Below are 22705 nucleotides of genomic sequence, written 5' to 3' on the forward strand. Positions count from 1 at the left end.
TCACCCTAACCCTCTCCAAAGGAGAGGGAATTTTAAGTCCTCCCTACGGGGGAGGATTGAGGAGGGGCTATACTGTTGTAATGCCATTACTGGGCAATACGCAGGTATGAGTTTTTGTCGGCGGCTTTTTTAATCAGGCTCAGCATGTTGTCGCAGGTTTTATCCCACGAGTTTGAAGACAGGAAAGTATCGGCTTTTAGCTGCCAGGCTTCTTTATCCTTTGCAGTGGTGTTCAGCAACTGTTCGGCTGCTGAAATGAACTCTTCAGCTGTTTCACCTATATGTACCAGGTTATTCTTGCCGTACGGATGAACAACATCACGGATTGGGGTTGAAATAACAGGTAAACCTGCTGCCAGGTATTCCGGTGTTTTAGTAGGGCTAATGAATTTGGTGGATTCATTCAACTGGAACGGGATCAGGGCAATGTCCCAGGTAGCCATATAATCCGGCAATTGCTGGTAGCTCTTCTGGCCCAGGTAGTGGATGTTGCTGTTCTTTGGTAAATGGTCTGGGTTGATCTTTACCACCGGGCCGATCAGGATCAGTTGCCAGTCTGGCCGTGCATCGGCAATAGCGCCAATCAGGTCGATATCAAAGCGTTCGTCAATCACACCATAGAAACCCATTTTAGGCTTGTCGGTATCAATCTGGTCTGCGGGGCAGGTGTCTATTGTGCGGGCTTTCAAAAAGTGTTTCTTTTCGATACTGCTTGGGAACGGATAAATGTTGGGGTGCTGATGTTTTTTGGCTTCGTACAAAGAATGCCCGCCGGTGAATACCACATCTGCGCGGTTCATTAATTTTTTCTCGAGCGCTGGCAGTTCTGCCGGTGCAAACTTAAATGCTGAAAGTTCGTCCATGCAGTCATAAACTACTACTTTAGGGTCGTGGTCTTCGCTAAACTTCAGCGCCATTGGTGTGTAATACCAGAAGATGAAATTGCTTAGCTGTTTGTTCTCCATAAAACGGTTAAACATCTGTTTTTGCATCTGCATGCTTTGCTCGTCGTCCAGGCCGGGTGGTAGGTGCGGTACCATTACCCAAATGTTGGGTTCCCTTTTAGAAAAGGTGTAGTAATGTTGCTCAATCTCTTCTACGTGCGGTTCTTCTATAAAAAATATATTAAAGGTATCGGATAAACGGGTTAAGAGATGTTGCGGCCTCTGGAAAACGAAATCCCATCTAAGGTGAGAAAAACAGATCAGGTTATCTGGTAACTGTTCGTTCTGGTTGTTTTGTTGGAAGTCTGCTTCCGGGGTCAGCTTTAAACTCATGTTATATCTGTTTTATTTGTATGTTGTTGTTTGCAATTCAAATGCCACTTAGGACATTTTAGATCTTTCAATTCGCGTTCTGATTTAAAATAATAACTAATAGTTAAATTATATAGCAAATTTGTATGTTTCAGAACCGTTACGCTATGGTTAAGGAGATACGTGTATACTTTTCCGGATAGCGGCGATGCCTGATTAAGAACTGAAATGGGCTACTTTAACGGAGGTGTAATTATTAATTAAATCGGAGCGGCTTAGTAGCTTGCTTGTTTATACAACAGGATAATGCGACTTTTGTTCGCGTAACTGGCTGATGCTTATGAAAAATGTGCTTATTTATGTTTTCTTGTTCCTTTCGCCGCTCTTGTTTTTTAGCGCTTATGCACAAAAGGATACCATAATCAGGCGTTCGCCCGTAAAAACTTTAACCGACGCGCAATACAATGCCATCCTGAAAGGGGACGATGTAAATAACACCGCCGCATCCGCTACCATGAACGGCTACCCTTTGCCGGACAAGGTTTTGAAGTATAAAAAAGAACTGAACCTGACTCCCGCACAGTTGAAACAGTTTGATGAGATCATGAAAACGCTCGACCTGAAAAAGCGGGAAGTTGCTGTATCCGTGATCCGCAATGAAAAAATGCTGGACAGCATGTTCAGGCGGCGCTTTGTAAACGAAGGCAGTATTGTGTTCTATGGTAACCGTTACGGTTTGTACCAGGGCGAATTGCGTACCGCATTGCTTACGGCTTGCTTTAACACCCGGAAAGTGCTTACGCCTTACCAGTTGAACAAGTTTTACACCCTCGAGAAACCATAATTACTAATTGCCATTACATTTGCTTAAATTAGCCACCCGATTTAAAGTGTATGAAGATTTCGTTTGACTTTGAGAAACCGCTTGCCGATCTGCAGCAGCAGATAGAAAAGGTAAAGCAGGCAGAAGATAAAACCAAGGTAGATATGTCGGCAACGCTGGCAGAGATGGAGGAGAAGTTCGAGGTATTGAAGAAGCAGATCTACAGCAATTTGACCGGCTGGCAAAAGGTGCAGATCTCGCGTCATCCCGAGCGCCCTTATACCTTGCAGTATATAGAATTAATGTGCGACGATTTTATTGAGTTGCACGGCGACCGCAATATCGGCGATGATAAAGCGATTGTAGGCGGGTTCGGTTCTATCAATGGCCATACGGCTATGTTTATCGGCCATCAAAAAGGGCGTAATACGAAGGATCGTCAGTACCGTAACTTTGGTATGGCCAATCCCGAAGGTTACCGCAAAGCCCTTCGCTTGATGAAAATGGCGGAGAAATTCAATAAGCCTATCATCACCTTAATAGATACCCCCGGAGCATTTCCTGGCTTGGAAGCCGAAGAACGCGGACAAGGCGAAGCCATTGCACGCAACCTGATGGAAATGTCTGTACTGAAAGTGCCTGTAATTTGCGTGATTATTGGCGAAGGTGCATCCGGCGGTGCGATAGGTATCGGTGTGGGCGATAAAGTGTATATGCTGGAGAATACCTGGTATTCAGTGATCTCGCCTGAATCCTGCTCATCTATCCTTTGGCGTAGCTGGGATTATAAAGAAAAAGCGGCTGAAGTGTTGAAGCTGACTTCAGGCGAAATGTTTAAGAACAAACTGATCGACGGTGTGATCAAAGAACCGCTGGGTGGTGCACACCAGGATCCGGTGGCAATGGCCGGTACGCTAAAAAAGCAGTTGCTGAAAGACCTGAAATCTTTACAGGAACGCAATGTCGACGAACTGGTGAATGAGCGTATCGAGAAATTCTGTTCGATGGGTGTGGTAGTAGAAGAAGAGACTACGGACGAACAACCTCAAAACGTGGTGTCTGCGCAATAATACCTGTATATTATGATAACAGAAAACGCCGCGCTTTATCAGTGCGGCGTTTTCTGTTATGTTCTAAGTTACTTGTTGAACTTGGTCATCGTGAGTTCAGTTCCAACGGTCACGAAGCTTTTAATTACTTCTATAGAGCGGTCAATCAGTGCGGGTAGTTCGGGCTGTTCGTCATCGTCAAAGCCGCTTAAAACATAATCTACCTGGCGGCCTTTAGGATAATTGTTCCCAACGCCAAATCTTAACCGGGCATATTGTGCGGTGCCGATAGAAGCTTCAATGCTTTTTAAACCGTTATGGCCACCTGCGCTGCCCTGTGGTTTCAAGCGGAGTGTGCCAAATGGCAGGGCAAGTTCATCTACCAATACCAATACATTTTGCGCAGGTATTTTTAACTGCTGCATCCAGTAAGCCACAGCTTTGCCGCTCAGGTTCATATAGGTAGTGGGTTTGATCAGGTGCAGCAAACGCCCTTTATACGACATTTCTGTGTAACCGGCCAGCCGCATGGTATGGAATTTTAAGCCTTCCTGCTTGGCCAGCTCATCCAGAATCATAAACCCGATGTTATGCCGGGTATCTGCATATTCCGGCCCGATATTTCCTAAACCTGCTATTAAGTATTTCATACCCCTTAATCCCCTTAAGGGGAAATTTTAATTAAAGTTGTCATTGCGAGCGAAACGCGGCAATCTGTTCGTGTACCTTGTTGGTACAAAGTCACAAAAGTACGAGATTGCTTCGTCGTTCCTCCTCGCAATGACGCGTTTATCTATAAAAAAAGCGATAAGATATCTTATCGCTTTTATCTGTGAAATCACTTTTAATCGTGAAATCGAACAAAAATTATTTTTTACCTTCTTGCTCAGCCTGACGCAGTGCACGAGAAGTAGTAACAGATACGATAGTATCTTCAACTGCGTTGGTGATTACTAAGTTTTCTAACTTAACGTCGCCTACACGTACAGATTTACCAACTTCAAGGCCTTCGATGCTAACGTCGATGGTATCAACGTGGTCTTTAGGTAAGCCTTTAACACGCAGTTTACGTAATTTCTGAACCAGTTTACCACCCATTTTAACACCTGGAGAAGTTCCGGTTAAACGGATAGGAATTTCAATAGCAACCGGTTTATTTTCGTTCAGTTGTAAAAAGTCAACGTGAATGATTCTTTCAGTAAGCGGGTGGAACTGAATGTCCTGGATGATCGCCTGGGTAGTAGTACCGGCAACTTCAATATCAATTAATTGAACATCAGGAGTATAAACTACTGGTTTAAGATCAGCTTCTGCAACAGAGAAGTGAGTTTGAGTAGCACCACCGTACAATACAGCTGGTACCAGACCCTGGTAGCGCAGCGCTTTGGCATCGCGTTTCCCTACGTTCTCTCTTGGAGAACCGCTAATAGCAATTGATTTCATTTTTTTTGTTAATTGTTGAGCCTCTCACCATCCCTCTCGGGGGGAGAGGGGGCTTGAAGCCCATATTGTTTATTTATTAATTCAAATAACAGTCCTCCCTACGGGGAGGATTCAGGCGGGGCTCAATCCACCTTAAACAGCTGGCTGATCGAACCGTGCTCGTTTACGTTAGCGATTGCCTTTGCAAACAGATCAGCGGTTGAAAGCACCCGTATCTTGCTGCTCTCTTGCTTCAACGGAATAGTATCGGTAACGATCAATTCTGTTAAAGCTGATTTTTCTATCGTTTCGTAAGCATTGCCCGATAACACAGGATGCGTACAAACCGCTCTTACGCTTCTTGCGCCACGCTCCATAATCAATGCGGCTGCTTTTGAAAGCGTACCTGCGGTATCGCAAATATCATCGATCAGTACGATATCCTGATCGGTAACATCGCCGATAACCGTCATTGATTCTATTTCATTCGCCCGTTTACGGCGTTTGTCACAAATTACCACCTCCGCGTTAAAATATTTGGCAAAGGTTCTGGCCCGGTATGATCCGCCCATATCCGGCGAAGCAATGGTCAGGTTTGGTAAACCCAGGCTTTTAATGTAAGGTACAAAGATCACCGAGGCATCCAGGTGATCAACCGGAACATCAAAAAAACCCTGTATCTGCGCCGCATGCAGGTCCATCGTCATAATACGGTTAATACCAGCTGCAACTAACAGGTTGGCAACCAGCTTTGCACCGATAGCAACCCGCGGTTTATCCTTACGGTCCTGACGGGCTAAGCCAAAGTAGGGGATTACCGCTGTTACGTAGTGTGCAGAAGCACGGCGCGCAGCATCCACCATCATCAGAATCTCCATCAGGTTATCAGTCGGCTGGTTGGTAGACTGGATCAGGAACACGTCGCAACCACGGACAGACTCGTTAAAGTGTGGCTGGAATTCGCCGTCGCTGAAGCGCGAAAAAATCACATCTCCAAGTTCGCGGCCATAACAATCAGCAATTTTGCGGGAAAGCTCTAAGCTGCTTGTGCCTGAAAATAGTTTAACCGGGTTAAATTGTAAGGGCATCCTTTTATTGAAATTTCGAACCCCGGGGATTAAGCCGGAAATTCAGTTATCAACTTTACTTTACGTAAAAACGAGTTATCAACCTGCCAACCTCAGCAACAATACACGGTACTGAAGCCTATAAACGAAAAAATTCGAATTCCGATATACGAAATCCGAATCTTTTCCTTTGTTGTCCGACCTGGATTCGAACCAAGACAAACTGAACCAAAATCAGTTGTACTACCCTTATACTATCGGACAATACCAGTTTCAGATAATTGCCTTCCGAAACGGAATGCAAATGTAAGACGATTTTTGAAACTTCAAAAGTAAAATTTAAAAAAATCTGAAAGCATGTAAAATCTATGCTAAGCGGGGTTAAATAATGTTAAACTATCCGGCTATTGGCCAAAAAGATATAATAGTTTTCTTAATTTCGTCGGCTTTAAACTGTTTCCTTTATATTCAACTATGAATTATAATAAGACCAATAATTTATTCGGCTGGATTACATTCGTTATTGCTGCCATTACTTATATTCTTACGCTGGAGCCTTCGGCCAGTTTCTGGGACTGTGGCGAATTTATTGCCTGTATCTACCGTTTACAGGTAGCCCACCAGCCGGGTGCGCCTTTGTTCACCATGATCGGCAAGATCTTTTCTTTACTGTCTTTCGGTGATGTACATAAAGTAGCTTACTGGACTAACATGGCCTCAGCCCTGGCCAGCGCGGCTACCATTTTGTTCCTTTTCTGGAGCATTACTGCGCTTGCAAAGAAATTATTGGTTAAAAATAACAATGAAATATCCGCTACGGACCAGATCCTGATCATCGGTGCAGGTATCGTAGGCGCATTGGCTTACACATGGTCTGACACCTTCTGGTTTTCAGCTGTGGAGTCTGAAGTTTACGCGCAATCATCTCTATGTACTGCCATTGTATTCTGGGCTACCCTGAAGTGGGATGCGCATGCAGACGAGCCTGGTGCCGACCGCTGGCTGATCTTTATCGCCTACATCATGGGTTTATCTATCGGTATCCACTTGTTAAACTTGCTGGTAATACCGGCCATCGCCCTGGTAATCTATTTCCGCAGAGCTAAAACCATTACCTCTAAAGGTACCATCTGGTCTTTCATTTTAGGTTGTGTTGCTTTAGGTTTAGTTTTGTGGGGAATTATCCAATACACGGTAAAAGGCGCAGCTTACAGCGATTTATTCTTTGTAAATACCTTAGGTTTCAGTTTTAACACCGGTGCTATTATATTCTATCTGCTGTTGGTTGCAGCCATTGTACTGGGTATTTACTATACCATTAAGCCTAATAACAGTGTCATCATTGCGGCAGCAGCATGTTTTATCCTGTTGCTGTTCTTTAGCGCCGGAATTATTGGTGTTATTGCAGGTGCGGCTGTCCTTGCTATCCTCGAATATATACTGCATGTCCGCAAGGCACGCTACATCCTGAATATTGTTTTACTGGGTGCATTCTTTATTTTGCTCGGTTACAGTTCTTTCGTGATGATTATCATCCGTGCGAAGGCAGGCACCAACCTGAACAACAGCGACCCGGAGGATGCTTTTGCGTTAAACAGTTACCTGAACCGCGACCAGTATGGCGAAACGCCTTTATTATACGGTCAGTATTTCGATGCGAAACAAACTGATGTGAAGGAAGGGCAGACCTTGTATCGCCGTGGAAAAACCAAATATGAAATCGCTGGCAAAAAACAAACTGCCATTTACGATCATAACACGCCATTCCCTCGCATCTTTAGCCAAACCGGCGACGATGTGCAGTTCTATCGCCAGTGGCTGCACCTGGGGCAGGAAGAAAGCCCGACCATGGCGCACAACATCGGCTTTTTCCTGAGCTGGCAGGTAAACCAGATGTATAACCGCTACTTCTTATGGAACTTTGTAGGCCGTACCAATGATATGGATGGCCAGAACGATAGCAATGGTACAGACGGTAACTGGATCACCGGTTTCAACGCCGGTAAGCGCTTGCCTTACGCCGTAACCCATAGCAAATCTTACAACCGCATGTACGCCTTGCCGTTCCTGATCGGTGTATTAGGTTTGGTTTATCACTTCCGCCGCCGTCAGCGCGACGCCGGTATTGTGGCGGTACTATTCTTCTTTACCGGTTTAGCTATTGTGCTTTACCTGAACCAGGACCCGAACCAGCCGCGCGAACGTGATTATGCCTATGCAGGTTCGTTTTACGCTTTTGCTATCTGGATTGGTTTAGGGGTATTGGCTATTGCCGATCTGCTAAGCAAAAAAATGAATGCAAAAACCAGCGCGCTGATTGCCAGTGTAGCCTGTTTGATTGCCGCACCAATATTAATGGCCAGCCAGGAATGGGATGACCACGACCGTTCTACCAAAACTACGCCGCGCGATATGGCGACCAACTACCTGCAGTCTTGCGCGCCTAATGCGATATTATTCACTTATGGCGATAACGATACTTACCCGTTGTGGTATGCGCAGGAGGTAGAAGGTATCCGCCCGGATGTGCGTATCGTGAACCTGAGCTTGTTAGGTACCGATTGGTACATTCGCCAGATGAAGCAGAAAATGAATACTTCTGCACCGCTGCCTATCACCATGCCGAACGAAAAGTTTGTTGCTGGTGTGCGCGATGTACTTTACCTGAACGACCGTAACCTGCCAGGCTCGATTGAGCTGAAAGAAGTTTTCGATTTTGTGACTTCTGATAGCCAGGATGCGAAGATACAGTACGAAAACGGAGAGTCGGATAACTACCTGCCAACGCAGAATTTCAAGATCACCAATAACCCGGACGAAGTGGTGAGTACCGGAACAGTACCTGCCCAGTTGAAAGATAAGATCGATCCGGTAATGAGCTGGAAATATCCTTCACGCTACCTTACAAAAGATAACCTGGCTATGATCGATATCCTGGCGCACAATAACTGGAAACGCCCGGTTTATTTTGCCATCACCGTGGGTAACGATAACATGATCGGCCTTGACAAGTACCTTTATAATGAAGGTTTTGCTTACCGCCTGATGCCGTTAAAACCGGATACCGCCGCCCAGCCGTTAGAAGTAACAAACACGCTCACCATGTATAATAACATGATGAACAAGTTTAAATGGGGCAACATGAAGCATGCGCGTTACCTGGATCATGAGTCTACCGTAATGTTCTACCCGCTGATCATGAAGCAATTCAGCACCCTGAGCGATCATTTGGTAGCTGAAGGCCATACCGACCTGGCCAAGAACTTGTTGAAACGCTTTGATGAAGTGATGCCTGATCTGTACCCATACACCGAGGTTTCTGCCCGTAAATTCTACATGGTAGAAAGCGGCTACAAAGCAGGCGAACCTCAACTGGCAAACAAATGGGCGAACGAGTTGGATACCTATCTGGATGCGGTGTTAAGCTATAACTCAGACCTGCTGAAAGATAATGCTGACGGAGTAAACACACACGATGTGCAGTTGTGTATGTCTATACTGAACGGCTTGGTAGGATTGACGAAAGATAACCAGCAAACTGCACTGAGTGCAAAGCTTGACAAGCAGTTTAAGGATTACGAAAGCAAATTGTCGAGCATCCTGGCACGACAGCAACAATAAGCTGAATAAGCCCCACCTATATCCTCCCCGGTAGGGGAGGACTTTTATAAGCCCCTCTCCCAGGAGAGTGGTTGGGTAGAGGTAAAGGCAGGAAGAGCGGGAGCAACAGTTCGTCTGACTCTTGTTTACTTGTACGGTGCGCTCCCCGTAAAGATGATAATGACAAAAATGTCACCCTGAGCTCAGTCGAAGGGTTTACGCGTTTCCTTTAAGAAGAGATTGCCGCGTCGCTGCGCTCCTCGCAAAGACGATAATGACAAAAATGTCACCCTGAGCTCCGTCGAAGGGTCTTTACGCTTTCCTTTAAGAAGAGATTGCCGCGTCGCTGCACTCCTCGCAAAGACAAGAATTGGTATATCACGTTTACAGCGATCTGGTTAAATCCCAACTTTAAGATTTTTAAAGTCTTGATTCTTGTCTCTTGTTTCTGAAACGATTCTTATTTCTGAAACGGCTCTTGTCTCTTGCTCCCAATAGACTTGTCTTCAGCGCGTCATATAATCCGATTGCGTAAAAAGCGGTTGTGCGAATAGATACCTTTGCTTTACCCGAAACTAATTTATGCTAAGAAGATTATTTTTTACCCTTGGGTTTGCTTTATGCGTATCGCAGCTGTTTGCCCAAACCACCTGGACCTTAAACACAGAAAAAGAAGGTATTAAAGTTTACACCAGCCCGGTGCCTGATTCTAAAGTGAAAGCTTTACGTGTAGAGTGCGAGTACAAAACCACGCTGTCGCAGTTAGTTGCTGTATTGCTCGACGTAAAAGGATGCACGGAGTGGGTTTATCACACCAAGTCTGCTACCTTAATTAAGCAGGTATCCCCTTCAGAGTTATATTATTATTCAGAAATTAATCTACCCTGGCCTACAGAAAACCGCGATTTTGTGGCCCACCTGATCGTACAGCAAAATCCGGATACCAAAGTGGTTACGATGGATGGCCCGGCAGTGCCAGGTTTTGTCGCTGTAAAGAAAGGTATTGTACGGATAGATCATTCTAAAGGCAGATGGGTGCTTACCCCGTCAGATGGTAAGGTTAAAGTAGAATACACTTTACACGTAGACCCGGCTGGCGCCATACCCGCTTGGTTGGTGAACCTCTTAGCTGCTGAAGGGCCTATTCAAAGCTTCAAGGCGTTACGTACACAATTGCAGAAACCCCAGTACCAGAACGCGGGCTATAGTTTTATAAAGAACTAATCCTGTTTATTGCGGCTATGGTTAGGCCGATCGATATAACGTGTAAGCACCGGAAAAATAATTGCACTTTTTCGTAGCATTTTTGTAACTATCGGTATTCAGGTTACGTCTTATGTTTACATGAGATCTACCTTATCACTTTTGGCGTTACTGCTAATGTGCACGTGCGCCTTTGCCCAGCCTGCTACTCAGGTAATCAAAGGTATCGTAACAGATTCTTTAAAAAAACAGCCCATTGGTTATGTAACAGTGGCTGTAAGAACGGCAAAGACAGACCAGCCTGTAAAAAGTACCCTAAGCAAAGAGAGCGGTAGTTTCGAGTTCAATAATCTTCCCGCAAAATCCTACAAGCTGGTACTGGCATCGGTAGGATATAAAAATAAGACCATCTTTCTTGATAGCACAAAGGCGATGATAGACCTTGGCAAGATCCTGCTTTCACCTGCGAGCAAGGATTTGAACGAGGTAACAGTTACTGCATTAAAACCCCTGGTAAAGCGCGAGGTAGACCGTATTGCTTACGATGTGCAGGCCGACCCGGAAAGTAAAGCAACCAATGCCCTGGAAATGTTGCGTAAGGTGCCACTTGTTTCTGTAGACGGGCAAGACCAGATTAAGCTGAAAGGGAATACCGACTATAAAATATTTATTAATGGCAAGCCTTCGGCACTGGTGACGCAAAACCCTTCGGATGTATTGAAATCAATGCCGGCTACCAATATCGAAAAGATAGAGGTGATCACAAATCCACCGGCAAAGTACGAGGCCGAAGGTTTAGCGGGGATCATTAATATCATCACCAAGAAAAATGCCGACCAGGGGTATAACGGTACAGTTACCAGTCGCTATAACAGCGTTTGGGGACCGGGTGGTAATCTGAACGCTACGGTAAAGCAGGGTAAGTTCGGCATTAACGGCTATGTGGGTTTTAATAGTCAAAATAAACAGAATACCAGCTTTAATAACGCCACTTATACCTATGCGCCGGTGGTATCGTCGCTTATGCAGAACGGAAACCGCTTTAACCAGGGGCGAAACATTTATAGTAATGCTGAGCTGAGTTACGAGATAGATACGCTGAACCTGTTATCCGGAAGTTTTAATTCCTATAAATTCAGTTTCGACCGTAACAGTTATCAGCTGTCCTTTCAACCGGGGCTTACACCGTCTCTGAACCAGTCATATGCGCTTAATAACCTGGGAAATGGTTATTTCCGGGGAACGGAAGCTTCCCTGAATTATCAGTTGGGCTTCAAACGAAACAAAGATCAATTGCTCACCCTGTCTTATAAATACAGCAGTTTTGGCAACAAGCAGGATAATCAAAACACTTTCGAGCAAAAGCTCAACTATGGCCAGCCCGATTTTAATCAGCATAATAACGCTTCATCAGACGAGCAGACTATCCAGCTGGATTACGTACATCCGTTTGATAAAAAGCTAACCTTTGAAACCGGTACAAAAGCTATCCTGCGGAAAAGCACCAGCGATTTTAACAGCGAAGTGTTCGATAAGACGGCTAACGCATTTGTGCCCGATCTCACCCAGACCAACAACTTCGATTATCGGCAGGATGTGTACAGCGGCTATACATCACTGCAATACAAAAAAGAAAAATGGTCTGCCAAGGCCGGTTTACGGTTAGAACATACCACGGTTGATGCCAATTATACTTCAATCGGCAGCGCGGCAAACCAGGATTACAATAACCTGGTACCCAATATTTCCGTCATGCGTTCTTTCAAAAATAACAGCCTTAGCTTTAGTTTCTCCAATCGTATTTCGCGCCCGGGTATCTGGCAGTTAAACCCTTTTGTCAACCGTGCTAACCCCAAGTATATCCAGGTAGGTAACCCCGCGCTGCGGCCGGCCGTGAATCATAATTTCGAGTTAAACTATGATATATCCGGTAAGGGCAGTATTAATATGGGCCTGAGCTACACCTTCGCCAATAACACTATACAAAACGTAACAACTATCGGCGCGGACACCGTTAGCGTGAGCACTTATGATAACGTGGGGAAGAATAAAAGAGTAGGTTACAGTTTAAGCGTTAATTACCCGCTTACCAAAAAGCTTTCTGCCAATCTTAACGCCCAACTGTTATTTATTGATCTGAAGGGTTTCTATAATAATATCTACTACCACAATAACGGTTTGCAGGGCTACACGTTCTTTAATGCCTCTTACAAGTTTACAAAAACCTTTAGAATGGGTGCCGATGTTGATTTTGATAGTCGTTACGTGATGTTACAAGGCAGGGACAACAGTTGGTTTGGTGAATCTTTGAGCGCTTCTAAAGATTTCCTGAATGAAAAAGCCACCTTATCATTGTATGTCAGCAACCCCTTCAAAAAGTTCATCAAAATTGATTTTTATTCCAAGACAGAACAGTTTGAGCAGTTTAATTCCTTCTACAATTATTACCGTAACATCAGCCTCAGCTTTATGTATAAGTTCGGTAAGCTGAATTCAAGCATCAAGAAGAACCAGCGAGGTATCAGGAATGACGATACCAGCGGAGGTGGCCGCGGAAATTAATAACTTTGCCGGATGAAAGTTTACGGCATCACCAATTGCGATACGGTTAAAAAAGCGTTAACCTGGTTAAAGACAAACCATGTTGATTTTGAATTCCACGATTTTAAAAAACTTGGCGTAAGCGAAGAAAAGCTACAGGAGTGGAATGATAAGGCAGGTTACGAGAAATTTTTAAATAAGCAGGGCCTAACCTGGAAAAAGCTGGACGAACCCGTAAAGGCAGGTGTGAAATCTGCTGCGGAAGCCTTACCACTGCTGCAAGAGAAGACCAGTATTATCAAACGCCCGGTGATCGAAGATGGCAATTTTCTTTATTTCGGTTTTGATGAAAACGTGTACCGCGAACACTTTCTGAAAAAATAGCGCGATATTTCTTTACTTTGCACGTTATACTCTTGCCTAAGCAATTGTAGACCTTTATTATTTTCAATTTTTTAATGAGATATTTTACGTTAACCAGCGTGATGCTGGTTTTTTTTGCGGGAATTAATTGGTGCAGCGGGCAGCAAATATCCATTTTTCGTGCAGATAACTCTAAATTCGATCATGTGGCGCTGTTCAATCCGCGCTTTTATACCCAGAACGGTAATGAATACCGTGCAGCTGACGGCGAACCCGGGCCGCTTTACTGGCAAAACCGGGCAGATTACCAGCTGACTGCAAAACTGGATGAAAAATTGAACCAGATCACTGGTAGCGAAATTGTTACGTATACAAATAATAGTCCGCAACGGCTGGATTTCCTTTGGATGCAGCTGGATCAGGATACTTACAAGGCAGACTCGCGCGGTACGGCCATGGAACCCATCAGCGGTAGCCGTAACCATGCACACGGGCAGCTATTTGATGCTGGTTTCAAGATACAATCAGTAACGGTTAACGGCATTGCGGTAAAATACCTGATCAATGATGCACGGCTGCAACTGTTCTTAGCCAAAGCGATGGACGCAAAAGGCGGGAAGGCCACTATCCGGATCAATTATTCTTTCATCATCCCTAATTACGGGTCGGACCGTATGGGAATAGAGGAGACAAAGAACGGAAAGATTTTCACCATCGGCCAATGGTATCCGCGCATGTGCGTGTATGATGATGTGATGGGCTGGAACACCATTCCGTACAATGGCCCCAGCGAGTTCTACCTCGAGTATGGCGACTTTGATGTGAACCTTACCGTACCTGCTTCGCACATGGTAATGGCGTCCGGCGAATTACAGAATGCGCAGGAAGTATACACTGCTACAGAGCAGCAACGCTGGGCACAAGCCGCCACGAGCGATAAAACAGTAATCATCCGTGGAGCGAATGAGGTGAAAAATGCAGCATCGCGCCCGCAGGGGAAAACAGAACTTACCTGGCATTACAAGTTAACCAATGCGCGCGATTTTGCCTGGGCGTCTTCACCGGCGTTTATTGTAGACGCGGCAAAGGTTAATCTGCCATCCGGAAAGAAATGTATCGCTACCTCTGCTTACCCTGTAGAAAGTAACGGGCATAACGGCTGGGAGCGATCAACAGAATATGTAAAATCTACGCTGGAATATTATTCATCTAAATGGTTTGAATACCCGTATCCATATGCTTCTGCCGTGGGCGGCAGGGTAGGCGGTATGGAATATCCCGGCATTGTATTCTGTGGTTCTGAAAGCAAAGGAAAAGAACTTTGGCAGGTGAACGACCATGAATTTGGCCACACCTGGTTCCCCATGATCGTCGGTTCTAACGAAAGGTTATACGGGTGGATGGACGAGGGCTTTAATACGTTTATCAACGGCTTGTCTCAAACAGCTTTTAATAAGGGAGAATATGCAGATTCGGCGTTAGACTGGCAAAGCCCAAAAGCCTCGCATTTGCTGAACCCTAAAATGGAGCCGATAATGGCTACGCCGGATAACATCCCCGAGATTAATAATGGTACCTTACTTTACGAGAAACCGGCTGAAGCGTTGAACATTCTGCGCAATCAGATCCTGGGTCCGGAACGGTTCGACCGCGCTTTTCAGACTTATATTCAGCGCTGGGCTTATAAACACCCAACGCCGGATGATTTCTTCCGCACGATGGAGAACGTAGCAGGTGAAAACCTGGGCTGGTTCTGGCGCGAATGGTTTATCAATAACTGGCAGCTGGATGTTGCGGTTGACCAGGTCACTTACGTAGATAACAACCCTGCTAAAGGTGCCGTGATCACAATCAGGAACCTGGACAGGATGGCCCTGCCTGTGATACTGGAAATTAAAACTGTTAGCGGTAAGGTAAGTACCGTAAAGCTTCCGGTTGAAATATGGTCTACAGGAAGCAGGTGGACTTTCAGGTATAAATCTAACGAGGAAATTGAGTCGGTAACGTACGACCCCAAGCATGTTTTCCCGGATTACAATACCGAAAATAATGTTTGGCACCAATAAAATGTTAAAAAGTGCTGCTGTAAAAACTACTGAAGGTTGAACAGGTTATACAAATAACTACTTTTACATATGAAACCTTTTATCTTAGCAGCAGCTCTTTTATTGATGGCCATACAGACCACTTTTGGCCAGTCCCTTAAAGGCACCGTGGTAGAAACCGGTAGCAATAACCGTTTGCCCGAGGCCTTTATCCGCAACATGACGAATAAACAAATTGCACTTACAGATGATAAGGGCAATTTCGAAATCCCGGCGCAAACCGGCAATACGCTCATTATCTCTTCCCCGGGTTATGTATCAGATACCCTTTACCTGGTCGACCTGAAGACACGGCAGATCCAACTGACTACTCAGTCTATCGCCCTGCGCGAAGTGAATATCACCGCTTCGAGGAATTTCGATCCGCGGTCAGAATATCGCCAGGTATACCAGAACGCCAAGGTTTATGCGTTATCGCCATCTACCTGGTTCGGCAAAGATGCCAAGAACGCCCGCAGGCTGAAACACTACTTCGAACGCGAGGCGCAAGAGCGCCGTGTGGATTCGGCTTTCAGTCGCGCTTATGTGGGTAGTATAATTCCGTTGAAAGGACAGGAACTGGATGACTTTCTGCTGATGTACCGCCCTTCTTACGAATTCCTGCGCAACAATAACGGCCCGAGCATGGCGGTTTACATTAACGATAGTTACCGTAAATACATGGCCCTGCCGCCCGAAAAGCGCAAACCGCAACGACTGATGCAGTAGTCATTGATTTCCATTTTTTATCCGGCTGAAGCAGTGGTCGTTGTTTAGGTAGACAAGCACTCAACCTGCCGGATAGTACTTCACATTATTCATGCATTTCCCGGTAACGATACGGTTAGGCAGCTATATGCTGCCGGTTCACTTTATTTGTGAAACGCTTGCTTATACCATTGGCTACCGTTATTACGTGTACCTGCGTAATCATAAGCACGACGTCATCAGCGATCAGCATCGTATGGTCATTTTTATTGGCGCTGCCGTTGGTGGTTTTCTGGGTTCGCATATTTTAGGCGTGTTAGAAAAACCTTTGCTGTTACCGCAAATGAACCTGGTATATTTTATGGGGAACACTACCATCGTCGGCGGGTTGTTAGGCGGGCTGATCGGTGTCGAACTAACCAAAAAGCTAATCGGTGTTACGGTATCATCCGGCGATATGATGGTTTATCCGCTGATATTGGCGATGGTAATCGGGCGGACGGGATGTTTTTTGGCGGGTCTGGAAGATGGTACTTACGGTATCGCCAGCAACTTGCCCTGGGCCATAGATTTCGGCGACGGCATCAGGCGGCATCCTACCAACCTCTACGAAATTTTGTTCTGGCTGTTATTGTGGTGGGGTTTAGCATCTTTTGAACGCAAGCATCCATTGGCAGACGGCGCCCGGTTCAAACTAATGCTGGCTGTTTACCTTATTTTCCGTTTTGCAATAGAATTCATCAAGCCGGATTATTTCCTGCCGTTTGGATTGTCTGTGATTCAACTCGCCTGCGTAGCCGGAATTTTGTATTATTATCAAATATTTATCTATCCTAACCGGTTACTTAAACCTTATGCCTGAACGTCCGTACATCTATTACGATTTTACCTTAAGCATTTGCTCTACCTGCCTGCGACGCGTGGACGCCAAGATTGTGTTTGAAGATGGTAAGGTATATATGCTGAAGAACTGCCGTCAGCATGGTTTTGAAAAAGTACTGATTGCGACCGATATCGACTATTATAAGAACTGCCGTAATTATGCGAAGCGCAGCGAAATGCCGCTGAAGTTTAATGCGGAAACCCATTATGGCTGCCCTTACGATTGCGGTTTGTGCCAGGACCATGAGCAGCATTCGTGCCTGACGGTAATCGAGGTAACGGATCGTTGCAACTTAACCTGCCCGACCTGTTACGCCATGTCTTCCCCGCATTACGGGCGGCACCGCACACTGGAAGAAATAGAACAAATGCTCGACGTGATCGTAGAGAATGAAGGCGAACCGGATGTGGTACAGATCAGTGGGGGAGAGCCGACAGTGCATCCTCAATTTTTCGAGATACTGGATATCGCCAAAAAGAAACCGATCCGCCACGTGATGCTGAATACTAATGGTATCCGAATAGCTAAAGATGAAGCTTTTGTAGAAAGACTGGCGACTTATATGCCTGATTTCGAGATATACCTGCAATTCGATTCGTTTAAGAAAGAGGCACTGGAACAACTCCGTGGCGAAGACCTGCGCGAAGTTCGGATGAAAGCCATTGAGCACCTGAATAAATATAACCTGTCGACCACACTGGTTGTCACCCTTCAAAAAGGCTTAAATACCGACGAGATCGGCAAGATTATCGAATATGCGCTTCAGCAGCCTTGTGTTAGGGGTGTAACATTCCAACCCACGCAACAGGCCGGCAGGTTAGAAAACTTCAACCCGGCGACAGACCGTTACACGCTTACCGAGGTGCGTACCGCGATATTAGAACAAACAAACATTTTTACGGCACAAGATCTGCTGCCTGTACCTTGTAACCCCGATGCCCTGGTAATGGGTTACGCCTTAAAGCTGGGCGGGCAGGTTTTCCCGTTAACACGGATGATCAACCCCGATGATCTGCTGGATAATTCAAAGAATACGATTGTTTACGAGCAGGACGAAAAGCTGAAAGCCCACCTGCTGCACATGTTTAGCACCGGTAATTCGGTAGAGACGGCCAAGGAGCATTTGAAATCCATTATGTGTTGCTTGCCCGAGATTGATGCGAGGGGATTAGGTTACGACAACCTGTTCCGGATCATCATCATGAATTTTATTGATGCGCAGAACTTTGATGTGAGGGCCATCAAGAAATCGTGCGTGCATATTGTGAATAAGGACATGAAGATTATCCCGTTTGAAACCATGAACCTATTCTACCGCGACGATAAAATTAATTACCTGAACCAATTGCGTAACGAAATACCGATGTTATGACGGAACAACAACCACCCAAACAAGCTTCTGCAGATTTAAAAATACTGGGTTACAACCTGCTGATTTTTGCTGTTTATACCATCGCATGCGTGGCCGCAGGCAAGGATAATATCTTTGTAGGTTTTATGGTGGCTGTGTTTCATTTCCTGGTATGCGTGTTTGCAGCTATCATCCAAAAAAAGTGGAGCTGGTTGTTGGCCGGCTTCCTGATCCTGGTGATCGGTTTCGGTACCTGCGTAAACGGATTTAGTATTAGCGGGCATTGATGCTCCCGGGTTTTAACACATTTTAACAAATGCGTTACTTAAACCTTTAAGGGTAAACAGGCTCTATCTCTATAAATAACAATAGAGATGAAAAAGTTAATTAAATTCACATTTATAGCACTGGCTGTTACAGGTTTTGCAGCAGGTGCACATGCACAAACAGTAACTACTGCAGACAGCGCTAAGGCAGCCCATCATCGTGGCGGTCATCATGGTCATGCCGGCTTCGAGAAGTTCAAAGCTGTGCTTACACCAGAGCAGCAAGCCATGCTGAAGGCTAACCACGCGAAACAGAAAGAAGCCCGCAAAGCTTTCGTAGCTACACTGACACCAGACCAGAAAGCGATTATGAAAGACAAGACTTTAGAGCGGAAAGACAAGAAAGCTAAACTGCAAGCCAGCCTGACAGATGACCAAAAGAAAATGATGGCTGATAACAAAGAATTGCGTAAAACTAACCATAAAGCATTTGTAGCTACGCTAACCGATGCACAAAAGGCGAAATTGAAAGAACTGCGTAAGAACCACAAAGGTCACGGCCTGCACCGAGACAGCGAGCAAAAGTCATAAGGTTTATTGATTTCAGAGTTAAGTACGATTGAAGCCGCGCGGGTAATCCGGGCGGCTTTTTTGTGGAGTTTATTTCGGTTGATTACAGATTGTCATTTCGAGTGGAACGAGAAATCTTCTTCTCCAAACCAGTTAAGGAAGATTTTTCTCCGCCAGTTATCGGATCAGAATGACAAGGTCGTTGAATACACTTGCCCCATCACTCGCACCTCTCTCCGCTCCGCCCTCCCCGCTTCCCCTTAACCTCCTCTTAATAACCCGGTAACAAATAACCACTTAGCTAAAAATCTTTTACCAAACCGCTTGATAATCAAAAAATAACTCTGTACTTTTGCAGTCCTTAAAATAAGGATAAAACTGTAACAAGAAAAAGGAAAGAATGCCTACTATTCAGCAATTAGTTAGAAAAGGTAGAGTAGCTCTGGTTGACAAGAGTAAGTCACCAGCGTTGGACAGCTGTCCACAGCGAAGAGGCGTGTGTACCCGTGTATACACCACTACCCCTAAGAAACCAAACTCAGCAATGCGTAAAGTTGCCCGTGTGCGCTTAACAAACGGTAAAGAGGTGAATGCCTACATTCCGGGTGAAGGCCACAACTTACAGGAGCACTCAATCGTGTTGATCCGCGGCGGCAGGGTAAAAGACCTTCCTGGTGTTCGTTACCACATCATCCGTGGTGCACTGGATACTTCAGGTGTTAACGGCCGTAACCAACGTCGTTCTAAATATGGTACTAAACGTCCTAAACCAGGTCAGCCAGCTGCACCAGTTAAAGGCGGTAAAAAGAAATAATTAAAGGAGGATAGTATACAATGAGAAAGTCAAAACCAAAAAAGAGAATCCTTCTTCCTGACCCACGTTTTAACGACGTATTGGTAACCAGGTTTGTAAATAACATGATGTATGACGGTAAAAAATCTACCGCATACGGTATTTTCTACAACGCTGTTGATATCGTTGAGAAAAAAATAAATGAGAACGGTCTGGAGACCTGGAAAAAAGCGTTGAACAACGTTATGCCAGCTGTCGAAGTTAAATCACGCCGTGTGGGTGGTGCTAACTTCCAGGTACCTACAGAGGTTCGTCCGGAGCGTAAAATCGCTTTAGGTATCAAATGGTTAATCACTTACGCTCGTAAACGTGGTGAAAAAACCATGATGGAAAAACTTGCCGGCGAAATCATCTCAGCTTCTAAAGGTGAAGGTGCTGCCGTTAAGAAAAAAGAGGATACGCACAAAATGGCTGAAGCTAACAAGGCGTTCTCACACTTCCGTTTCTAAAATAGTTATTGGGTTATTAAGTTATAGGTTATTGTTTCTTCAAACAGATTCAATAACTCAATAACTCAATAACTCAATAATCAATAACAAAAGAAAATGTCAAGAGATCTTAAATACACTAGAAACATTGGTATTGCCGCCCACATTGATGCCGGTAAAACCACTACTACCGAGCGTATCCTTTATTACGCTGGTGTGAGCCACAAAATTGGTGAGGTACACGAAGGTGCCGCTACCATGGACTGGATGGCACAAGAGCAGGAGCGTGGTATTACCATCACATCAGCCGCTACTACCGTGTTCTGGAACTACCGTGGCAATAAATATCAGGTAAACGTGATCGATACTCCGGGACACGTGGACTTTACCGTAGAGGTAAACCGTTCACTGCGTGTACTGGATGGTCTGGTGTTCCTGTTCTCTGCTGTTGACGGTGTTGAACCTCAGTCAGAAACTAACTGGCGTCTGGCTAACAACTATAACGTACCTCGTATCGGTTTCGTTAACAAGATGGACCGTTCTGGTGCCGACTTCTTAAAAGTTGTTAAGCAAGTACGTGATATGCTGGGCAGCCACGCGGTGCCACTGCAAATCCCTATCGGTGCTGAAGATAACTTCAAAGGTGTGGTTGATTTGATCAACTTCCGTGGTGTGGTTTGGAACGAGCATGATAAAGGGATGACCTTTACTGAAGTGCCAATCCCTGACGACCTGGTTGCTGAAGCTACCGAGTGGAGAGAGAAATTATTGGAAGCTGTTGCTGAGTATGACGATACATTGATGGAGAAATTCTTCGATGATCCGACTACCATCACCGAGCGCGAAGTATTGGACGCATTACGCCAGGCTACTTTAGCAGGTAAAATCGTTCCGATGACTTGTGGTTCTTCTTTCAAAAACAAAGGTGTACAAACCATGCTGGATTATGTAATGGAGTTGTTGCCTTCACCGGTTGATTCAAAAGGTGTTGTAGGTACTAACCCTAACACCGGCGAAGAAGTACTGGTTAAACCAGACGTAAAAGAACCATTTGCTGCATTAGCATTTAAAATTGCTACCGACCCATTTGTAGGCCGTCTTTGCTTCATCCGTGTTTACTCTGGTAACCTGGAAGCCGGTTCATACGTGCACAATATGCGTTCTGATAACAAAGAGCGTATCTCCCGTATCTTCCAAATGCACGCTAACAAGCAAAACCCTATCCCTAACGTAGGTGCAGGTGATATTGCTGCGGTAGTAGGCTTTAAAGATATTAAAACAGGTGATACCCTTTGCGACGAGAAAAACCCGATCGTTCTGGAATCAATGGTATTCCCAGAGCCGGTTATCGGTTTGGCTATCGAGCCTAAAACTCAGGCTGACGTTGATAAATTAGGTATGGCTTTAGGTAAACTTGCCGAAGAGGATCCAACCTTCCGTGTAAATTCTGATGAAGAAACCGGCCAAACCGTTATCTCTGGTATGGGCGAGCTTCACCTGGACATCATCATGGACCGTCTGAAACGCGAGTTTAAAGTTGAAGTTAACCAGGGCGCTCCGCAGGTTGCATACAAAGAGGCCATCACCGGCAGCGTACAGCATCGCGAGACTTATAAGAAACAAACTGGTGGTCGCGGTAAATTCGCAGACATCCAGGTGATCATTTCTCCTGCTGACGATAACAAAGAAGGTTTACAGTTTGTGAACGAAATTACCGGTGGTGCAATTCCTCGCGAGTTTATCCCATCTGTAGAAAAAGGTTTTGCTGCTGCCATGGCAAATGGTGTGCTGGCAGGCTATCCGTTAACAAGCTTAAAAGTACGTTTGATTGATGGTTCATTCCACGCAGTCGATTCAGATGCGCTTTCTTTCGAGATTGCCGCTAAATCTGCTTACCGCGAGGCTTTACCAAAAGCTCGTCCGGTACTTTTAGAGCCGATCATGAAAATCGAGATCCTTACCCCTGAAGAAAACATGGGTGATGTAATCGGTGACATGAACCGTCGTCGTGGCCAGCTGCAAGGTATGGATACCCGTAACGGTTCTCAGGTGATCAAAGCAATGGTACCACTTTCTGAAATGTTTGGTTATGTAACTCAATTACGTACCATTACTTCAGGCCGTGCAACTTCAACTATGGAGTTTGACCATTACGAAGAAGCACCACGTAACGTACAAGACGAAGTGGTTGCTAAATCTAAAGGTCGCGTTAAAGGCGCTATCGCTTAAATAAAAAAG

General features: G+C 45.2%; 19 protein-coding genes. 15 read left to right on the top strand and 4 right to left on the bottom strand.

Translation table 11 applies throughout. From position 1 onward, the window contains the following. Positions 1-86: 86 nt before the first annotated feature. Complete coding sequence (locus tag MUY27_RS18135) at positions 87-1277, bottom strand: glycosyltransferase family 1 protein (RefSeq protein ID WP_245132426.1); 1191 nt, start codon at positions 1275-1277, stop codon at positions 87-89. A gap of 319 nt (positions 1278-1596) precedes the next feature. On the opposite strand from MUY27_RS18135, the gene MUY27_RS18140 reads away from it, so the two are divergent. Continuing rightward, positions 1597-2100, top strand: coding sequence for a hypothetical protein (locus MUY27_RS18140; RefSeq protein WP_245132428.1), 504 nt, complete (start codon positions 1597-1599; stop codon positions 2098-2100). Positions 2101-2150: 50 nt separating this feature from the next. Further along, positions 2151-3149, top strand: a complete 999-nt coding sequence (locus MUY27_RS18145; RefSeq protein WP_245132430.1) for an acetyl-CoA carboxylase carboxyltransferase subunit alpha — start codon at positions 2151-2153, stop codon at positions 3147-3149. A 68-nt stretch (positions 3150-3217) separates the two neighbouring features. Here the strand turns inward: MUY27_RS18145 and pth are convergent, their stop codons facing one another. The 3 genes from pth to MUY27_RS18160 form a co-directional block, all read right to left on the bottom strand. Then, positions 3218-3778 carry an aminoacyl-tRNA hydrolase gene (pth, locus tag MUY27_RS18150; RefSeq protein ID WP_245132432.1) on the bottom strand — a complete coding sequence of 187 codons (561 nt, stop codon included), beginning with the start codon at positions 3776-3778 and terminating at the stop codon, positions 3218-3220. A gap of 217 nt (positions 3779-3995) precedes the next feature. Beyond that, positions 3996-4571 (bottom strand): 50S ribosomal protein L25/general stress protein Ctc, encoded by a 576-nt coding sequence (locus MUY27_RS18155; protein WP_245132434.1) that lies wholly within the window; start codon positions 4569-4571, stop codon positions 3996-3998. A gap of 122 nt (positions 4572-4693) precedes the next feature. Continuing rightward, positions 4694-5638, bottom strand: coding sequence for a ribose-phosphate pyrophosphokinase (locus MUY27_RS18160; RefSeq protein ID WP_245132436.1), 945 nt, complete (start codon positions 5636-5638; stop codon positions 4694-4696). 453 nt (positions 5639-6091) lie between these two features. Here MUY27_RS18160 and MUY27_RS18165 point away from each other — a divergent pair, with 453 nt between their 5' ends. The 13 genes from MUY27_RS18165 (at position 6092) to fusA (ending at position 22696) form a co-directional block, all read left to right on the top strand. Then, a complete protein-coding gene (locus MUY27_RS18165) occupies positions 6092-9238 on the top strand; it encodes a glycosyltransferase family 117 protein (RefSeq protein ID WP_245132437.1) in 3147 nt (1048 codons plus the stop codon). A 561-nt stretch (positions 9239-9799) separates the two neighbouring features. Next, positions 9800-10441, top strand: coding sequence for an START domain-containing protein (locus MUY27_RS18170; protein WP_245132439.1), 642 nt, complete (start codon positions 9800-9802; stop codon positions 10439-10441). A gap of 156 nt (positions 10442-10597) precedes the next feature. After that, entirely contained in the window at positions 10598-12982 is a 2385-nt protein-coding gene (locus MUY27_RS18175; RefSeq protein WP_245132441.1) for a TonB-dependent receptor, read from the top strand. Positions 12983-12994: 12 nt separating this feature from the next. Beyond that, positions 12995-13345 (top strand): Spx/MgsR family RNA polymerase-binding regulatory protein, encoded by a 351-nt coding sequence (locus tag MUY27_RS18180; RefSeq protein WP_245132442.1) that lies wholly within the window; start codon positions 12995-12997, stop codon positions 13343-13345. A 74-nt stretch (positions 13346-13419) separates the two neighbouring features. Next, complete coding sequence (locus MUY27_RS18185; RefSeq protein WP_245132444.1) at positions 13420-15390, top strand: M1 family metallopeptidase; 1971 nt, start codon at positions 13420-13422, stop codon at positions 15388-15390. A gap of 69 nt (positions 15391-15459) precedes the next feature. Continuing rightward, positions 15460-16137, top strand: a complete 678-nt coding sequence (locus MUY27_RS18190; protein ID WP_245132447.1) for a carboxypeptidase-like regulatory domain-containing protein — start codon at positions 15460-15462, stop codon at positions 16135-16137. A 91-nt stretch (positions 16138-16228) separates the two neighbouring features. Next, positions 16229-16978: a prolipoprotein diacylglyceryl transferase gene (locus MUY27_RS18195; RefSeq protein ID WP_245132449.1), complete on the top strand. Its 750-nt coding sequence runs from the start codon at positions 16229-16231 to the stop codon at positions 16976-16978. Then, positions 16971-18371, top strand: a complete 1401-nt coding sequence (locus MUY27_RS18200) for a radical SAM protein (RefSeq protein WP_245132451.1) — start codon at positions 16971-16973, stop codon at positions 18369-18371. Before MUY27_RS18195 ends, MUY27_RS18200 begins: the two co-directional genes overlap by 8 nt. Continuing rightward, positions 18368-18637, top strand: coding sequence for a hypothetical protein (locus MUY27_RS18205; protein ID WP_245132453.1), 270 nt, complete (start codon positions 18368-18370; stop codon positions 18635-18637). The genes MUY27_RS18200 and MUY27_RS18205 overlap by 4 nt, the downstream gene beginning before the upstream one ends. A gap of 87 nt (positions 18638-18724) precedes the next feature. After that, positions 18725-19207, top strand: a complete 483-nt coding sequence (locus MUY27_RS18210) for a hypothetical protein (RefSeq protein ID WP_245132455.1) — start codon at positions 18725-18727, stop codon at positions 19205-19207. A gap of 379 nt (positions 19208-19586) precedes the next feature. Continuing rightward, positions 19587-20000 carry a 30S ribosomal protein S12 gene (gene rpsL, locus MUY27_RS18215; protein WP_245132457.1) on the top strand — a complete coding sequence of 138 codons (414 nt, stop codon included), beginning with the start codon at positions 19587-19589 and terminating at the stop codon, positions 19998-20000. 20 nt (positions 20001-20020) lie between these two features. Beyond that, positions 20021-20488 (top strand): 30S ribosomal protein S7, encoded by a 468-nt coding sequence (gene rpsG, locus MUY27_RS18220; RefSeq protein ID WP_245132459.1) that lies wholly within the window; start codon positions 20021-20023, stop codon positions 20486-20488. 96 nt (positions 20489-20584) lie between these two features. Beyond that, on the top strand, positions 20585-22696 hold the full coding sequence (fusA, locus tag MUY27_RS18225; RefSeq protein ID WP_245132461.1) for an elongation factor G: 2112 nt from the start codon (positions 20585-20587) through the stop codon (positions 22694-22696). Positions 22697-22705 lie beyond the last annotated feature (9 nt).

It is taken from the genome of Mucilaginibacter straminoryzae, assembly GCF_022953055.1.
Classification (GTDB): Bacteria; Bacteroidota; Bacteroidia; order Sphingobacteriales; family Sphingobacteriaceae; genus Mucilaginibacter; species Mucilaginibacter straminoryzae.